The following is a 15,188-nucleotide window of genomic DNA, read 5'->3' as shown; positions in this document are numbered from 1 at the left end:
TCACTTCAATCCGTCCAGCAGCGCGTCGACCTTGGCGGCGTCGAGCTTCTCGTGGTAATGGCCGTTGATCACGACCACCGGCGCACCGCAACAAGCGGCGACGCATTCTTCTTCGCGCTTCAGGTAGACGCGGCCGTCGGCGCTGGTTTCGCCGAGCTTGCAGCCCAGTTTCTTCTCCGCGTGCGCGACCAGGTCTTCGGCGCCATTCAACCAGCAGCTGATATTGGTGCAGAAGGCGACGTTGTTGCGACCGACCGGCTGTGTTTCGTACATCGAGTAGAAACTCGCGACTTCGTACGCCCACACCGGCGGCAGCCCGAGGTATTTGGCGACCGCGGCGATCAGTTCGTCGGTGAGGAAGCCGCCGTTCTGTTCCTGCGCGGCGTACAAGCCCTGCAGCACCGCGGAGCGCTTGCGGTCCGCGGGAAACTTGGTCAACCAGTGATCGATGTGCGCGCGCGTTTCGTCGCCCAACACCAGCATCGGATCGACATTGCGAGCATTCTCGAAATTGCCGGTCACTTTCATCGATCGATCTCTCCGAACACCACGTCATACGTACCAATCATCGCCACCACGTCGGCCAGCATGTAACCGCGGACGATCGCGTCCATCGATGACAGATGTGCGAACCCGGGCGCGCGCAACTTGCAGCGATACGGCTTGTTGGCGCCATCGGACACCAGGTACACGCCGAATTCGCCCTTCGGCGCTTCGACCGCGGCGTAGCTTTCCCCGACCGGCACCGAATAGCCTTCCGAGAACAACTTGAAGTGATGGATCATCGCTTCCATGTCGTCCTTCATTTCCTCGCGCGACGGCGGCGACACCTTGTGGTTGTCGAGCATCACCGGGCCGGGGTTGGCTTTCAGCCACTTCACGCATTGCTTGATGATGCGATTGGACTGGCGCATCTCGGCGACACGGATCAGGTAGCGGTCGTAGCAGTCGCCGTTGTGCGTGACCGGAATGTCGAAATCGACTTCCGCGTACTTGGCATACGGCTGCTTCTTGCGCAGATCCCATTCGAAGCCGGAACCGCGCAGCATCGGGCCGGTCATGCCCCAGGCCAGCGCCTGTTCGGGCGTCACGACGCCGACATCGACGGTGCGCTGTTTCCAGATGCGGTTGTCGGTGAGCAGGGTTTCGTATTCGTCGATGCGCGCCGGGAAATTTTTGGCGAAATCTTCCAGGTAATCGAGTACGGAACCTTCGCGCGCCTCGTTGAAACGCTTGAGCTTACCGCCCTTGCGCCACTTCGATTCGCGGTACTTCGGCATGGTGCCCGGCAGGTCGCGATAAACGCCGCCCGGGCGGTAATAGGCCGCGTGCATGCGCGCGCCACTCACCGCCTCGTACACGTCCATCAGTTCTTCGCGTTCGCGGAAGGCGTAGAGGAACACCGCCATCGCGCCGAGGTCGAGCGCGTTCGAACCCAGCCACATCAGGTGGTTGAGGATGCGCGTGATCTCGTCGAACATCGTGCGGATCCACAACGCGCGTTCCGGCGGAGTGATGTCGAGCAGGTTCTCGATCGCCAGCACGTAGGCGTGTTCGTTGCACATCATCGACACGTAGTCGAGGCGATCCATGTAGCCGATCGACTGGTTGTACGGCTTCGATTCGGTGAGTTTCTCGGTGCCACGATGCAACAGGCCGATATGCGGATCGGCGCGCTGCACGGTTTCGCCATCCATTTCCAGGATCAGACGCAACACGCCATGCGCGGCCGGATGCTGCGGGCCGAAGTTCATCGTGTAGTTTCTGATTTCCGGCCGGGATTCGGCGGGATTGCTCGCCAATGCGGAGGTCGCCGCCGGCGACTGGATCGATTCGGCCGTCATTTCACTTTTCCTGCAACATCGCCGGCTTCGCCCTTCGCAGTCGCGAGGCGCGAATCGTCACGGATCACGCGTGGCACGCCGACGCGCGGCTCGACCGAGGTCACCGGTTCGTAGATCACGCGCTGCTTCTCGGCGTCATAACGCACTTCGACATTGCCGATCAACGGGAAGTCCTTGCGGAACGGGTGGCCGACGAAACCGTAATCGGTGAGGATGCGGCGCAGGTCCGGATGCCCTTCGAAGATGATGCCGAACATGTCGAAGGCCTCGCGCTCGAACCAGTCCGTGCCCGCCCACACCGACATCAGCGAATCGACCACCGGCAAGGCGTCGTCAGCGCAGAACGCGCGCAGGCGCACGCGACGGTTGTTGCGGATCGACAGCAGGTGCGCGACCGCGGCGAAGCGACGTCCGGGAACCTCGATTTCAGGCGCCTGGCCCTGCGGCTGCGGCGTCTGCCGCAACGGCTGTTCGCCCCATTTGAAGCGGCCCGGCCCCCTGCCCTCGACGCCACGGCTGAAACCTTCGTTGGACACATCGGTGTCCCACTCGTCGCTGCCGTAACCAAGGTAATCGACGCCACAAACGTCGATGCATTGTTCGAAGCCGAATTCATCGCGCAATGCGCGCGCAGCGGCCAGCCAATCGGCGGGAGCCACTTCCAGCGTGACTTCGCGATGGCGCCCGGCGACAGTCACCTGCGCTGCGGGAAAGCGCGCACGCAGCGCATCGGCGAACTGGCCGGTGGTCATTTGCGTCGCACTCATGTCAGACCACCATGGGCGAACGGGCGTCCGCGAGTGCCTTGTCGCGATCGCCGAAGACGGTGGTGCGGCGGATCTTCTTCTGCAATTGCAGGATGCCGTAGGCCAGCGCTTCCGCGGTCGGCGGGCAACCCGGCACGTAGACATCGACCGGCACGATGCGATCGCAACCACGCACCACGGAATACGAATAGTGGTAATAGCCGCCGCCATTGGCGCAGCTGCCCATCGAGATCACCCACTTGGGATCGGGCATCTGGTCGTAGACCTTGCGCAGCGCCGGCGCCATCTTGTTGACCAGCGTGCCGGCCACGATCATCACGTCGGACTGGCGCGGCGACGGTCGGAACACCACGCCGAAGCGATCCATGTCGATGCGCGCGGCGCCGGCATGCATCATCTCCACCGCGCAGCAGGCGAGACCGAAGGTCATCGGCCACATCGAGCCGGTGCGCGCCCAGTTCCACAGCGAATCCATGCTGGTGGTGACGAAGCCCTGCTGCATCACCGGGTTGTCGCCCTCGGGGCGCAGCAGATCGTCCAGCCGACCCTCGGGGATCGGATTGAAGAACGGAGTGTGGCTTACTCCCATTCCAGTGCTCCCTTCTTCCAGACGTAAGCAAAACCGAGCACCAGCAACAACAGGAAGATGCCCATTTCGACCAGGCCGAACGGGCCAAGCTCGCGGAACACCAGCGCCCACGGAAACACGAAGGCGATTTCCAGGTCGAAGACGATGAACAGGATGGCCAGCAGGTAATAGCGGACGTCGAACTTGAGCCGCGCATCCTCGAAGGGCAGGAAGCCGCACTCGTAGGGCGCGAGTTTCTCGGCGCTGGGTTTCTTCGGTCCGATCAGGTTGCCGATCACGATCAGCGCGACGCCGATGCCGATGGCAACCAGGAGGAACAGCAAGGTCGGCAGGTATTCGGCCAGCACTTCGGTCTTCCTGTGGGGCCATCCGGACCCGCTGAACCGGACTCCTGTCCGGCGTGATGGCATGCGGATGACGATCCGCATGCGCTGTTGGTGCCCAAGGGGGGACTCGAACCCCCACGACCTAAGCCGCTACCACCTCAAGGTAGTGCGTCTACCAATTCCGCCACCTGGGCAATCTGGTTCGGCATGCGTCTCCACATGCCATCAAGAGATTGTAAATCGGATCAGTGCTTTTGCGAACCGCCCGGTGCACTGTTCGGCGCATTTGCCGGAGCCTGCGGCGCATTCTGCGCGGGCGCCTGCGGCACCGTCGATGCCGGGGCCTGCGGGATGCCCGCTGTCGGCGCGGTCTTGGTGGCCGGAGCCGCCTGTTGCGACGCCATGATGCTGCTGGTGTTGCTCGCCGCGACCTGTTTCTGGTTGCCGTGCACGAACAGCCACGCCATCAACAGGGTGATGCCGAAAAAGGCAGTCGCCAGCCAGCGTGTGGTCTTGGACAGGAAGTTGGCTGCGCCGCGCGCGCCGAACACCGTGCCCGACGCACCGGAGCCGAAGCCGGAACCGGCCTGCGCGCCCTTGCCCTGCTGGAGCAGGATCAACACAACCATCGCAACCGCGACGACGACGTACACAACATTGAGAATCAACGGGAGCATGGCAGTCCGTGGAACGTTCAGGCAGCCGCAGCCGCCGTGATGATGTCGAGGAAATCGCGGGCGACGAGCGAAGCGCCACCCACCAGTCCGCCATCGACATCGGGCTGCGAAAACAGCGCCGCGGCGTTGTCGGACTTCACGCTGCCGCCGTAAAGAATCGGCAACGAGCCGGCGATTCTAGCATCCTCGCGCGCCACCCGGCCACGGATGAATGCGTGTACCGCCTGCGCCTGTTCCGGCGTGGCGGTGCGCCCGGTGCCGATCGCCCACACCGGCTCGTAGGCGACCATGCCAGCCGCCAGCGCCTGCAGCCCGCCTTCCAGCGCCAGCAGCGGCGCCAGCTGGGCGGCGATTACCGCCTCGGTGGTGCCGGCCTCGCGTTCCTCCAGCCGCTCGCCCACGCACAGCACCGGCACCAGCCCGGCGGCATGCGCGGCCATGAACTTGCGCGCCACCAATGCACTGCCCTCGTCGTGGTATTCGCGGCGTTCGGAATGCCCGACCAGCACGTGGGTCGCACCGACATCGTGCAACATCGGTGCCGAGACTTCGCCGGTATAGGCCCCCTTGGCGTGTTCGCTGACGTCCTGCGCGCCCACCGCGATCGCCCCACCGGCGCAATGCGCGACCAATCCGGGTACGTAAGGCATCGCCGGGAAGACGATGCAGTCGACGCGTGCCTGCGCCAGTGCGGCGCCATCCTTCAAGGCATCGACCAGCGCTTCGCCAAAAGCGCGATCACCGTTCAATTTCCAGTTGCCTGCAACGATCTTGCGACGCATGTGCTGCTCCCCCTGTTTATTTCAGCTTGTTATTCCAGCGAGTTACTTCAGCTTGATCTCGCGCAACCGTTCTTCCAGATAGCCCTGCGCGGTGATCGGTTGCGGATAACGCTTCGGGTTGCCCGCGGTGACGCAGGACGGCAACACGTCGATCAGGAAATCCGGATTCGGATGCAGGAAGAACGGCGTGGAATAACGCGGCTTGCGCGCCGCTTCGCCCGGCGGATTGACCACGCGATGCGTCGTCGACGGATAGACGTGGTTGGTCAGGCGCTGCAGCATGTCGCCGATGTTGACGACGATCGTGTCGGCATCCGAGGTGAACGCCACCCACTCGCCTTTCTTCGACAACACTTCCAACCCGGCCGCGCTGGCACCGACCAGCAGGGTGATCAGGTTGATGTCCTCGTGCGCGCCGGCGCGCACATTGGGGATGTCGTCGGCGGTGATCGGCGGATAGTGGATCGGACGCAGGATCGAATTGCCGGAATCGGTCTTGTCGGCGAAATAGTCTTCCGGCAGGTCGATGTGCAAGGCCAGCGCACGCAGCACCTGCGCGCCGAGATCGTCGAGTGCGCGGTACAGCGCATAGCCCTGTTCGCGGAAACCCTCGACTTCGGCGGGCCACAGATTTGCCGGCATGTCATCGGCGTACTTGGAATCACGCGGAATCTCGCGACCGATGTGCCAGAACTCCTTGAGATCGGAATACTTCGCACCCTTCGCGGTTTCCACGCCAAACGCCGTGTAGCCGCGCGCACCGCCGCCGCCAGCCACGTGATACTGCTTCTTGGTGTCTTCCGGCAACGCGAAGAAGCGCTGGAACACGTCGTAACTGCCGTCGATCAGCGCTTGCGGGATGCCGTGGTTGCGAATGCCGGCGAAACCCCACTCGCGATAAGCCGCGCCCAGCTCGTCGACGAAGGCCTGGCGATCCTCGGCGCTGGATGGATGGGTGAAGCGACGGATGTCGAGGGTGGGAATGGCACTGATCATTGCAACAACTCCGGATTCTTTCGACTCAGACGGCGGCTTCGACCGCACGCGCGAGGACATCGAGGGTGGATTCGACCAGCGCGGGATCGGCGGCTTCCACGGTCACGCGCACCACCGGTTCGGTGCCGGAGGGACGCAGGAAGGCCCGCCCGCGGCCCTTGATGTTGGCCTGCGCTTGTTCCAGCGCGGCAACCACGCCGGGATCGGCAACGGCGCGCCTGGCGTCGGTGCAACGCACGTTGCGGGTCTTTTGCGCCACGCGCTGGAAGCCGGCGAGCAATTCCGCCAGCGACTTGCCGGTGCGCTTCATCACTTCCAGCACCTGCAACGCGGCGACGATGCCGTCACCAGTGGTGCTGCGATCCAGGCACAGGATGTGGCCCGAGGCTTCGCCGCCGAGCACGCCATCGTTTTCGATCAGCATGCGGTGGACGTAGCGATCGCCGACATTTGCCCGGCGGAAATCGATGCCGGCAGCCGCCAGCGCCTGTTCCAGCCCGTAGTTGCTCATCAGCGTGCCGATCACCGGTCCGCGCAGGCGACCGCTGGTCTTCCAATCGCGGGCGAGAACGTAGATCAGATCGTCGCCGTCGCAGACATTGCCGGCGCCGTCGACCAGCATCACGCGATCGCCGTCGCCATCGAAGGCGATGCCGAGATCGGCGCCGGTTTCCACCACGCGCGCCGACAGTGCCTGCGGATGGGTGGAACCGACACCGGCATTGATATTGGTGCCGTTGGGCTGGTCGCCGATGGCCTCGACGCGCGCGCCGAGTTCACGCAGCACCAGCGGCCCGATCTGGTAGTTGGCACCATTGGCGCAATCGACCACCAGGCGCATGCCGCCGAGATCGAAGCCCTTGGGCACCGCCGACTTGCACGCTTCGACGTAGCGACCGACGGCATCGCGGGTGCGCACGGCACGGCCAAGCTGTTCCGATTCCACCGTGGAAAATGGTGTATCGAGCGCGGCCTCGATGGCTTCCTCGGTCTTGTCGTCGAGCTTTTCGCCGGCCGCCGAGAAGAACTTGATGCCGTTGTCGTAATGCGGATTGTGCGACGCCGAAATCACGATGCCGCCGTCGGCGCGCAGCGAACGCGTGAGATGCGACACCGCCGGCGTCGGCATCGGGCCGACCAGCTCCACATCCACGCCCGCCGCGACCAGCCCGGCTTCGAGCGCAGCCTCGAACATGTAGTTGGAGATGCGGGTGTCCTTGCCGATCACCACCATGGGCTTGCGCCACACGCCTTCGGCCTGCGCGCGTTCGCGCAAGGCATGGCCATAGGCGTTGCCGAGACGCAGGACGAAATCGGCGGAGATGGTCGCGCTGCCGACGCGGCCGCGGATGCCATCGGTGCCGAAGTATTTGCGGCTCACGCCACCAGCTCCGAGTCCTCGCGCGGTCTCGGCTGGCGCATCATCATCGCGCACAGGTCGGCGATGCGGTCGCGCAATTCGCGGCGGTCGCAGATCTGGTCGATGGCGCCGTGTTCCAGCAGGAATTCCGAACGCTGGAAACCTTCCGGCAATGTCTCGCGCACGGTTTGTTCGATCACGCGCGGCCCGGCAAAACCGATCAACGCCTTCGGTTCGGCGATGTTGATATCGCCCAGCATCGCGAACGAAGCCGAGACGCCACCGGTGGTCGGATGCGTCAGCACCGAGATGTACGGGAAGCCGGCATCGCGCAAGCGACCCAGTGCCGCCGAGGTCTTGGCCATCTGCATCAGCGAGAACAGGCTTTCCTGCATGCGCGCACCGCCGCTTGCCGAGAAACACACGTAAGGGCAGCCGCGCTTCAGTGCTTCTTCCGCACCGAGGGCGAAACGCTCGCCGACCACCGAGCCCATCGAGCCGCCCATGAAGGCGAAATCGAAGGCACTGGCGACCAGCGGTTCGCCCTTGAGCGAGCCGGAAACTGTAATCAGCGCATCACGCTCGCCGGTCGATTTCTGCGCGGCCTTGATGCGGTCGGCGTATTTCTTCTGGTCCTTGAACTTGAGCACGTCCACCGGACCGAGGCCGACGCCAAGTTCGCGGGCGCTCGGATCCATGAACGCCGCCAGGCGCACCCGCGCCCGGATCGGCATGTGGTGCCCGCACTTCGGGCAAACCTGCAGGTTCTCCTGCAGTTCGCGGGCGTACAGCACCGCACCGCATTCGTCGCACTTTTCCCAGAGTCCTTCGGGGACACTGCGTTTGCGGGGTTCGGCATCCGCATCGGTACGAATGCGGCCAGGCGTGAGTCGCGTCAACCAGGACATGGGAACCGCTGTCGGGAAGGACTGGACAGTCTAGACCAGCCGGGTTCAGACCGGCGGCATGGTGTCGTTTGCGGCGGCAGGCTGGTCCGCAGGCGCATCCAGCGCAATGCCGCGCTCATTGGCGATGCCCATCAGGTGATCCTCCAGCATGCTCCGGTACAGATCGGTCATGTGGTTGAGGAATTCATCCTTGGTGCCGCGGATATCGGTTTCGAAGCCAAGATAGGCGTGCACGTTGTAACGTGCCGCAGCGAAGAGGATGGCGCCACTGACGCGACGCATGCCCTGCTGGCGCGCCTGCTGGTTGGCGATGTCCAGGTAGGTATTGCTGCAGGCGAAGAATTCGGGGTCGATCTGTTGGCCGGCCGGCTGTTGGCCGGATTGGGGAGCCTGCGGATTGGAGTCGGTCATGCTGGATGCTTGCAGATGGATCGGACCCGCAATTATCGACCAATTAGCGGCCCTTGCGGCAATCGGCATCCCGGGATTCGCGCAGGAAGCTGTTCATGCGATCGCCATCCACTCGTCCCGGCGCCACTTCGATGCCTTCAAGGGCGGACACGCCCCAGGGCCCGAGCGTCCCGATGATTGCCGACACGTTGCCAGGGGCGATACCGCCAGCCAACATCAGCGGCCTGGCCAGGCCTTCCGGCAACCACGACCACTCCGCTTCCAGTGCCGGGGGTTCTTCCGTCTCGTCCGCATACAGCACGAACATCGACGCATTCGGATAGCGCGTCTGCAAGCTGCCTGCGTTCATCATCGCCCACTCTTCGCGCCGCAATGCCCGCGCATAGGGAACGCCGAACGAGCGCATGCGCACATCGTCTTCATCGCCACGGAATTCGAGCAACGCAGGCCGCAACTGGCGCACGACTTCGCGCACCTCATCGACGCTGTTGTCGCGCAGGATCGCGACGCCCGACACCAGCGGCGCCAAGGCATGGCGCATGAATCGCGCATCCTCCACGCGAATCTGGCGGCGGGCACCCTGGGCAAATTCAAAACCGATGGCATCGACGCCCAATTCACTGGCCAACCTGACATCGCCAGGGCGAGTGAACCCATCGAAACGGATGCGGGTCCGCGAAAACTGATCCTTCAGCACGTAACGTCAAGACGAAGCAGGAGGACTGCAGGATATCGATTGCCTGTGAAGGCCAATCCACACGCAAGTACCGGTTTTTGCAGTGTTTGTGGACGCTGGCACAAACTACCACTCAATGAATCATTCAGGCTCTCGCGGTGTAAACGTATTCTCTGTCGGCAGGGTCCATTCCCCCGGGTATTGCGGACCGACAAACAGCAATCCTTGGGCTGGCGCGGTCGGACCGGCCAGCGTGCGATCCCGGCCCGCCAGCAATTCGGCAATCCATTCGACCGGACGCTCGCCACGCCCCACCGGCAGCAACGAACCGACGATATTGCGCACCATGTGATGGAGAAAGGCGTTCGCCTGAATGTCCATCACCACTTCATCGCCATGGCGCTCCACTGAAATCGAATGGAGGTGGCGGCGCGCGTGCGTGGCCTGGCATTGCGCGCTGCGGAACGCTTCGAAGTCGTGCTCGCCCACCAGGAATTGCGCGGCGGCGTGCATGCGCGAATGATCCAGCGGTCGCAATTCCCAGGTCAGATACTGGCGCTCGAACGCAGGCCGGACCTGGCGATTGAGGATGCGGTAGCGATAGCGGCGTGACAGCGCCGAGAAGCGGGCACTGAACGTGTCCGGGACTTCCCGGCACCACAACACCCCGACATCCGCAGGCAGGCGCGAAGTGGTGCCCAACGTCCATGCGCGGGCGTCGCGCACGGCATCGCTGTCGAAATGCACCACTTGGCAACGCGCATGGACGCCGGCATCGGTGCGGCCGGCACAGACCACGCGGACCTGGTGATCGGCCACCGACGACAGTGCGGTCTCCAGCGTTTCCTGCACGTTGCGAACACCGGCTTCCACGCGTTGCCAGCCGTGGAAAGCGCTGCCGTCATATTCGACGCCGAGCGCATATCTGGGCATCGTTGGGACCTGTCCCGTCAGCGCAAGCTGTCGAGCAGCGTGATCGCCTGCGCGCGCGCTGCAGCGTCGCCTTCCTGCTGCACGTCCTGCAGCAGGGCGCGCGCGGTCGCGACATCACCGAGTCCGATGTAGGTGCGGGCCAACTGCAGGCGACTGTCCATCACCGCCGTCACGGCATCCGGAAAATCCGGCGCGGTCGTCGTGTGCGCTTGCGTGTGGCTCGCCGCGGTCTCCGGCAACCAGGCATCGCCGCGCGCCCATGTCGGCAAGCCGTCTTCGCGCGCCGCAACCTCCGGCGCTGGCGTTTCCACCGCAGCAGGAGGCACGGCATCCGCCGTGCTGGTGGCAGCCACCGGGGCCTGCGCCGACGTCGCGAAACCACGCGTGACCGCGCGACCCTGGCGACGACCGAACAAGCGCCACAATGCCGCGAGCAAAGCCACCGCCAGCGCCGCCGGCAACAGCCACCACAGGCCGAATCCACCCGCAGCCGGCGCCGGCGTGGCCTGGTGCACCGCAAGCTTCTGCTGGGCGGCGGCGAGCTCGGTGCTCTTCATCGCGATCAACTGCGACTGCTTCTGCTGGAGTTTTTCCAATTCGCCGACGCGCGATTTCAGCTCGGTGATTTCGGCATCGCGGGTGGCGATGGTTTCCTGCGACTGTTGCAACTGTTGCAGCATGTCTCCGTTTCCTCCGGACGATCCGCGTCCCGACTTCGTTCCGGCCGATCCGGCATCACCATTGGCGGCAGGCACGATGCGCAAACGGGCATCGGCCACGCGCTTCGCCGATGCCGCGTTGTCTTTGTTGTCCGCTGATGCGGTATTGGTCACCGGCGCATTGGCCACATCGACCGGGCGACGACTCGATGCATTTCCGGCAGTGCGCGCCTTGGCGATCTGTGCCCGCGCCACGCTGCGCGCGACCGCATTGCCGGCTTTGCCGCTGGCACCTGCGGACGCCTGCACGCCCTCCGGCATCCGCAGCACCGCGCCGGCGCGCAGGCGGTTGCGATCGCCATTGATGAAGGCATCGGGATTGAGCGCGACCAACGCCTGCATCACGTCATCGCGATCCTGGCCGCCATTCTGCAAGCCACTGACGATGGCGCCGAGGGTCTGCCCGCGGCGCACCGGCCCGAAATCCGCAGCGGATGATGCCGCGGCCAGCGCGCGCGACGGTTGCGCGGCCGGCATGACATTCGGTGTCGCTTTCGCCACGACCGCCGGAGGCGCTGGTGTCGCGGCGAGCGCGTTACCTGCCGATGATGGCGCCGTACTGCGATCAATGGTGTTGACTGGCGCAGCGGTGACGGTCGGCGCTTCCAGCGTCGGCTGCGCGGTCGCGACGACACTGCTGGGCGTCGCCACCAGTGCGGAATATTCGCGCACCAGCTTGCCGTCGCCCCAGTCCACTTCGACCAGGAAATTGACCAGCGGCTGGCTCACCGGCGTGCTGCTGGTGACATGGATGTACGGTTTGCCGTCGGCGCCGTCGATCACCTGGAAATGCAGATCGGAGACCAGTCGATCGGGCAACGGCAGGCCAATCCGGATGAAGGTATCCGGCGACGCCAGCCTGGCCTGCAATTGCGCCAGTTCGGATGGATCGCTGGTGATGACCGGGATGTCGGCCACCAGCGGTTCGTTCATCCGCGACTTGACCTGGATCTGCCCCAGACCCAATCCGAACGCGGGGCCGGTCGCCGCCGCGAGCAGCAACGACAGGACCAGCGAATGCAGTCGCTTGTTCAAACCATTCTCCGGCATGATCCCGCGGACTCTAGCGATGGCCCACCGGCTTGGCAATTCAAGGCTGTTCCGCGATGACCAGTTCGGCGACCTGAACGGCATTGAGTGCCGCGCCCTTGCGGATATTGTCGGACACCACCCACATGTCGAGCCCGCGCGGATGCGAGACGTCTTCGCGCAGGCGGCCGACGAAGACCGGATCGTTGCCGGAGGCGTGCGTCACCGGCGTCGGATAACCGCCCGGCGCCCGTTCGTCCACCAGTTCCAGGCCCGGCTGCGCGGCCAGCAGTTCGCGCGCGCGTTCGAGCGTGATCTTCTCGCGCGTTTCCAGATGCACCGCTTCGGAATGGCCGTAGAACACAGGTACGCGTACCACGGTGGCGTTCACCAGGATGCGGTCGTCACCGAGGATCTTGCGTGTCTCGGTGACCAGCTTCCATTCCTCGGTGGTGTAACCGTTGTCGAGGAAATCGCCACCATGCGGGATCACGTTGAAGGCGATCTGCACCGGATAGACCGTGGCCTCGGCGCCCTGGAAATTGAGCAGCGAGGCGGTCTGCTTGCCGAGTTCTTCCATCGCCTTGACGCCAGTGCCGGACACCGACTGGTAGGTGGCGATGTTGATGCGCTCGATGCCGACCGCGCGATGGATCGGCGCCAGCGCCACCATCAGCTGCATGGTCGAACAGTTGGGATTGGCGATGATGCCGCGCGGGCGATTTTTCAGCGCCTGCGGGTTCACTTCCGACACCACCAGCGGCACGTCGACGTCATCGCGGAAGGCCGAGGAGTTGTCGATCACCACCGCGCCGGCGGCGGCGAACTTCGGTGCGTACTCCCTCGACACCGATCCACCCGCGGAGAACAGCGCAATGTCCACGCCCTTGGGGTCGAAGGTGGCGAGGTCGCGCACGACGATGCCTTGGTTGCCAAACTTCACCTCGCTGCCGGCCGAGCGTTCGCTGGCCAGCGCGATCACTTCTTTCATCGGAAATTTGCGTTCATGCAGTACCGACAGCATCGCTTCGCCCACGGCGCCAGTCGCGCCCACCACTGCCACCACGTACTGCTTGCTCACTTCCTTCTGCCTTGTCTTGGGGGATGGCCGCAGAGGCGCGGCCGGAATCGTCATTCTAAGCACGAAATGACATCGACACCTGTCTACACGATGCGCGGCTGCACCGGCCCGACATCGCCGCACTGGGCACGATGACGCAGCGCCTGATCGATCAGCACCAGCGCCAGCATGGCTTCGCAGATCGGCGTGGCGCGGATGCCGACGCAGGGATCATGGCGACCGGTGGTCACCACTTCGATCGCGTTGCCGTCGGTATCGACGCTGGCCACCGGCAGGCGCAGGCTGGAGGTCGGCTTGAACGCCACCGCGACGCGCACGGTCTGGCCGGTGCTGATGCCGCCGAGAATGCCGCCGGCGTGGTTCGATGCGAAGCCATCCAACGCGATGGCATCGCGATGCTGGGTGCCCTTCTGCGCAACGCTGGCGAAGCCGTCGCCGATCTCGACGCCCTTGACCGCATTGATCGACATCATCGCCGCGGCGAGCTCGCCATCGAGCTTGCCGTAGATCGGTTCGCCCCAGCCCGGCGGCACGCCATCGGCCTCGACGACGATTTTCGCGCCGACCGAATCACCGGACTTCCTCAGCGCATCCATGTAGACCTCGAGCTCCGTCACCTGCGCGGCATCCGGCCAGAAAAACGGATTGTCCTCGACCACCGACCAGTCGTGAGCGACGGGAACGACATCACCGATTTGCGCGAGATGGCCACGCACCTGCACGCCGCGTTCGCCCAGCCATTTCTTGGCGATCACTCCCGATGCCACGCGCATGGTGGTTTCGCGCGCACTGCTGCGACCGCCACCGCGCGGATCGCGGATGCCGTATTTCTGCCAGTAGGTGTAGTCGGCATGACCGGGACGGAACTGCTGCGCGATATTGGCGTAGTCCTTGCTGCGCTGGTCGGTGTTGCGGATCAACAGCGCGATCGGCGTTCCGGTGGTGAAGCCTTGGTAGACGCCACTGAGGATTTCGACTTCGTCGGCTTCGTGTCGCGCAGACGTATGACGGGTCTTGCCGGTGGCGCGGCGGGAGAGATCGTGTGCGAACTCTTCCGGCGCGATGGCGATGCCGGGAGGACAGCCGTCGATCACGCAGCCGATCGCCGGACCGTGCGATTCGCCGAAAGTGGTGACGCGGAACAACTGGCCAAAAGTGTTCATGGTCGCGTTGCCGCAAGTTCGGCGATGCGTGCGTGGTGCGCGACCAGATCGGCGCGTTCAACCACGAAAATCCCCATCTGCCCGACCTTGAACTCCACCCAGGCCATCGGCAGTTCCGGCAGCAAGGCATCGAGCGCACGCTCGGCCTCGCCCACTTCGCAGATCAGCAGGCCGTGTTCGTTGAGATGATCGGGCGCATCACGGAGGATCTTCAGCGCCAGATCGAGGCCGTCGTCACCGGCGCGCAATCCGAGTTCCGGTTCGTGCGCATATTCCGGTGGCAGCGCATCGGTTTCGGCATGGGTGACGTAAGGCGGATTGGTGACGATGAGATCGTATTTCTCGCCCTTCAACGCGTTCATCAGGTCGGACTTGAGGAAACGCACGTTGCCGGCGTGCAGGCGCGCCTTGTTCTCCTCGGCCAACGTCAACGCCTCGTCGCTGATGTCGACACCATCGACCTGCCAGTCCGGGTTGTAATGCGCCATCGCGATGGCGATGCAACCGGAACCGGTGCAGATGTCGAGGGCGCGATGCACTTCGCGTCCACCCAGCCACGGCTCGAAACCGGATTCGACCAGTTCGGCGATCGGCGAACGCGGCACCAGCGCGCGCGGATCGCTCTTGAAGCTCATTCCCGCGAACCACGCTTCGCCGGTGAGATAGGCGGCCGGAATGCGTTCGTCGACGCGACGGCGGAACAACTCGAGAACGTGTGCCTTTTCCTCGCCGACCAAACGCGATTGCCCGTAGACCGGCGACAGATCATGCGGCAGATGCAAGGCATGGAGAACGAGCTGGGTCGCTTCATCCATCGCGTTGTCGTAGCTGTGGCCGAAGGTCAGCCCGGCTGCATTGAAGCGCGAGCCGCCATAGCGGATGAAATCGATGATGGTGTGGAGCTCGCTGGCGGCGTCGGTCACGGCG

At 64.3% G+C, this 15,188-nt stretch carries 17 protein-coding genes and 1 tRNA gene; all 18 read right to left on the bottom strand.

Annotation, left to right across the window (positions count from 1 at the left end):
* Positions 1-528, bottom strand: a complete 528-nt coding sequence (gene nuoE / locus Lysil_RS11235) for an NADH-quinone oxidoreductase subunit NuoE (protein WP_103075657.1) — start codon at positions 526-528, stop codon at positions 1-3.
* Positions 525-1,844 carry an NADH-quinone oxidoreductase subunit D gene (locus tag Lysil_RS11230; protein WP_103075656.1) on the bottom strand — a complete coding sequence of 440 codons (1,320 nt, stop codon included), beginning with the start codon at positions 1,842-1,844 and terminating at the stop codon, positions 525-527. The genes nuoE and Lysil_RS11230 overlap by 4 nt, the downstream gene beginning before the upstream one ends.
* The gene (locus Lysil_RS11225; RefSeq protein ID WP_425477175.1) at positions 1,841-2,596 is read right to left on the bottom strand and encodes an NADH-quinone oxidoreductase subunit C; all 756 of its coding nucleotides are present in this window, start codon (positions 2,594-2,596) and stop codon (positions 1,841-1,843) included. Before Lysil_RS11225 ends, Lysil_RS11230 begins: the two co-directional genes overlap by 4 nt.
* Before the next feature lie 16 nt (positions 2,597-2,612).
* Positions 2,613-3,200, bottom strand: coding sequence for a NuoB/complex I 20 kDa subunit family protein (locus Lysil_RS11220; RefSeq protein WP_103075654.1), 588 nt, complete (start codon positions 3,198-3,200; stop codon positions 2,613-2,615).
* Entirely contained in the window at positions 3,191-3,547 is a 357-nt protein-coding gene (locus tag Lysil_RS11215) for an NADH-quinone oxidoreductase subunit A (RefSeq protein ID WP_103075653.1), read from the bottom strand. The genes Lysil_RS11220 and Lysil_RS11215 overlap by 10 nt, the downstream gene beginning before the upstream one ends.
* An 88-nt stretch (positions 3,548-3,635) precedes the next feature.
* Positions 3,636-3,720 (bottom strand) — tRNA-Leu (locus tag Lysil_RS11210).
* A gap of 51 nt (positions 3,721-3,771) precedes the next feature.
* Positions 3,772-4,203: a preprotein translocase subunit SecG gene (secG, locus tag Lysil_RS11205; protein WP_103075652.1), complete on the bottom strand. Its 432-nt coding sequence runs from the start codon at positions 4,201-4,203 to the stop codon at positions 3,772-3,774.
* 17 nt (positions 4,204-4,220) lie between these two features.
* Entirely contained in the window at positions 4,221-4,985 is a 765-nt protein-coding gene (gene tpiA / locus Lysil_RS11200; protein WP_103075651.1) for a triose-phosphate isomerase, read from the bottom strand.
* A gap of 42 nt (positions 4,986-5,027) precedes the next feature.
* On the bottom strand, positions 5,028-5,981 hold the full coding sequence (locus Lysil_RS11195) for an isopenicillin N synthase family dioxygenase (RefSeq protein ID WP_103075650.1): 954 nt from the start codon (positions 5,979-5,981) through the stop codon (positions 5,028-5,030).
* Between the two features lie 25 nt (positions 5,982-6,006).
* Positions 6,007-7,362 carry a phosphoglucosamine mutase gene (gene glmM / locus Lysil_RS11190; protein ID WP_103076036.1) on the bottom strand — a complete coding sequence of 452 codons (1,356 nt, stop codon included), beginning with the start codon at positions 7,360-7,362 and terminating at the stop codon, positions 6,007-6,009.
* On the bottom strand, positions 7,359-8,249 hold the full coding sequence (gene accD / locus Lysil_RS11185) for an acetyl-CoA carboxylase, carboxyltransferase subunit beta (RefSeq protein WP_103075649.1): 891 nt from the start codon (positions 8,247-8,249) through the stop codon (positions 7,359-7,361). The genes glmM and accD overlap by 4 nt, the downstream gene beginning before the upstream one ends.
* 45 nt (positions 8,250-8,294) lie before the next feature.
* Entirely contained in the window at positions 8,295-8,660 is a 366-nt protein-coding gene (locus Lysil_RS11180) for a DUF3144 domain-containing protein (RefSeq protein WP_165782475.1), read from the bottom strand.
* 43 nt (positions 8,661-8,703) lie between these two features.
* A complete protein-coding gene (trpF, locus tag Lysil_RS11175; RefSeq protein WP_103076035.1) occupies positions 8,704-9,354 on the bottom strand; it encodes a phosphoribosylanthranilate isomerase in 651 nt (216 codons plus the stop codon).
* Positions 9,355-9,477: 123 nt separating this feature from the next.
* On the bottom strand, positions 9,478-10,269 hold the full coding sequence (gene truA, locus Lysil_RS11170) for a tRNA pseudouridine(38-40) synthase TruA (protein WP_103075647.1): 792 nt from the start codon (positions 10,267-10,269) through the stop codon (positions 9,478-9,480).
* A gap of 17 nt (positions 10,270-10,286) precedes the next feature.
* On the bottom strand, positions 10,287-12,023 hold the full coding sequence (locus Lysil_RS11165; RefSeq protein WP_129588432.1) for a type IV pilus assembly protein FimV: 1,737 nt from the start codon (positions 12,021-12,023) through the stop codon (positions 10,287-10,289).
* A 55-nt stretch (positions 12,024-12,078) separates the two neighbouring features.
* Positions 12,079-13,098, bottom strand: coding sequence for an aspartate-semialdehyde dehydrogenase (locus tag Lysil_RS11160; protein ID WP_240600530.1), 1,020 nt, complete (start codon positions 13,096-13,098; stop codon positions 12,079-12,081).
* Between the two features lie 83 nt (positions 13,099-13,181).
* Positions 13,182-14,261, bottom strand: a complete 1,080-nt coding sequence (gene aroC, locus Lysil_RS11155; protein ID WP_103075644.1) for a chorismate synthase — start codon at positions 14,259-14,261, stop codon at positions 13,182-13,184.
* The gene (prmB, locus tag Lysil_RS11150) at positions 14,258-15,184 is read right to left on the bottom strand and encodes a 50S ribosomal protein L3 N(5)-glutamine methyltransferase (protein ID WP_240600527.1); all 927 of its coding nucleotides are present in this window, start codon (positions 15,182-15,184) and stop codon (positions 14,258-14,260) included. The genes aroC and prmB overlap by 4 nt, the downstream gene beginning before the upstream one ends.
* Positions 15,185-15,188: the final 4 nt, after the last annotated feature.

It is taken from the genome of Solilutibacter silvestris, assembly GCF_002895945.1.
Classification (GTDB): Bacteria; Pseudomonadota; Gammaproteobacteria; order Xanthomonadales; family Xanthomonadaceae; genus Solilutibacter; species Solilutibacter silvestris.
Note: the sequence above shows the minus strand (reverse complement) of the source record. Positions and strands in the feature narration are given on the sequence as shown.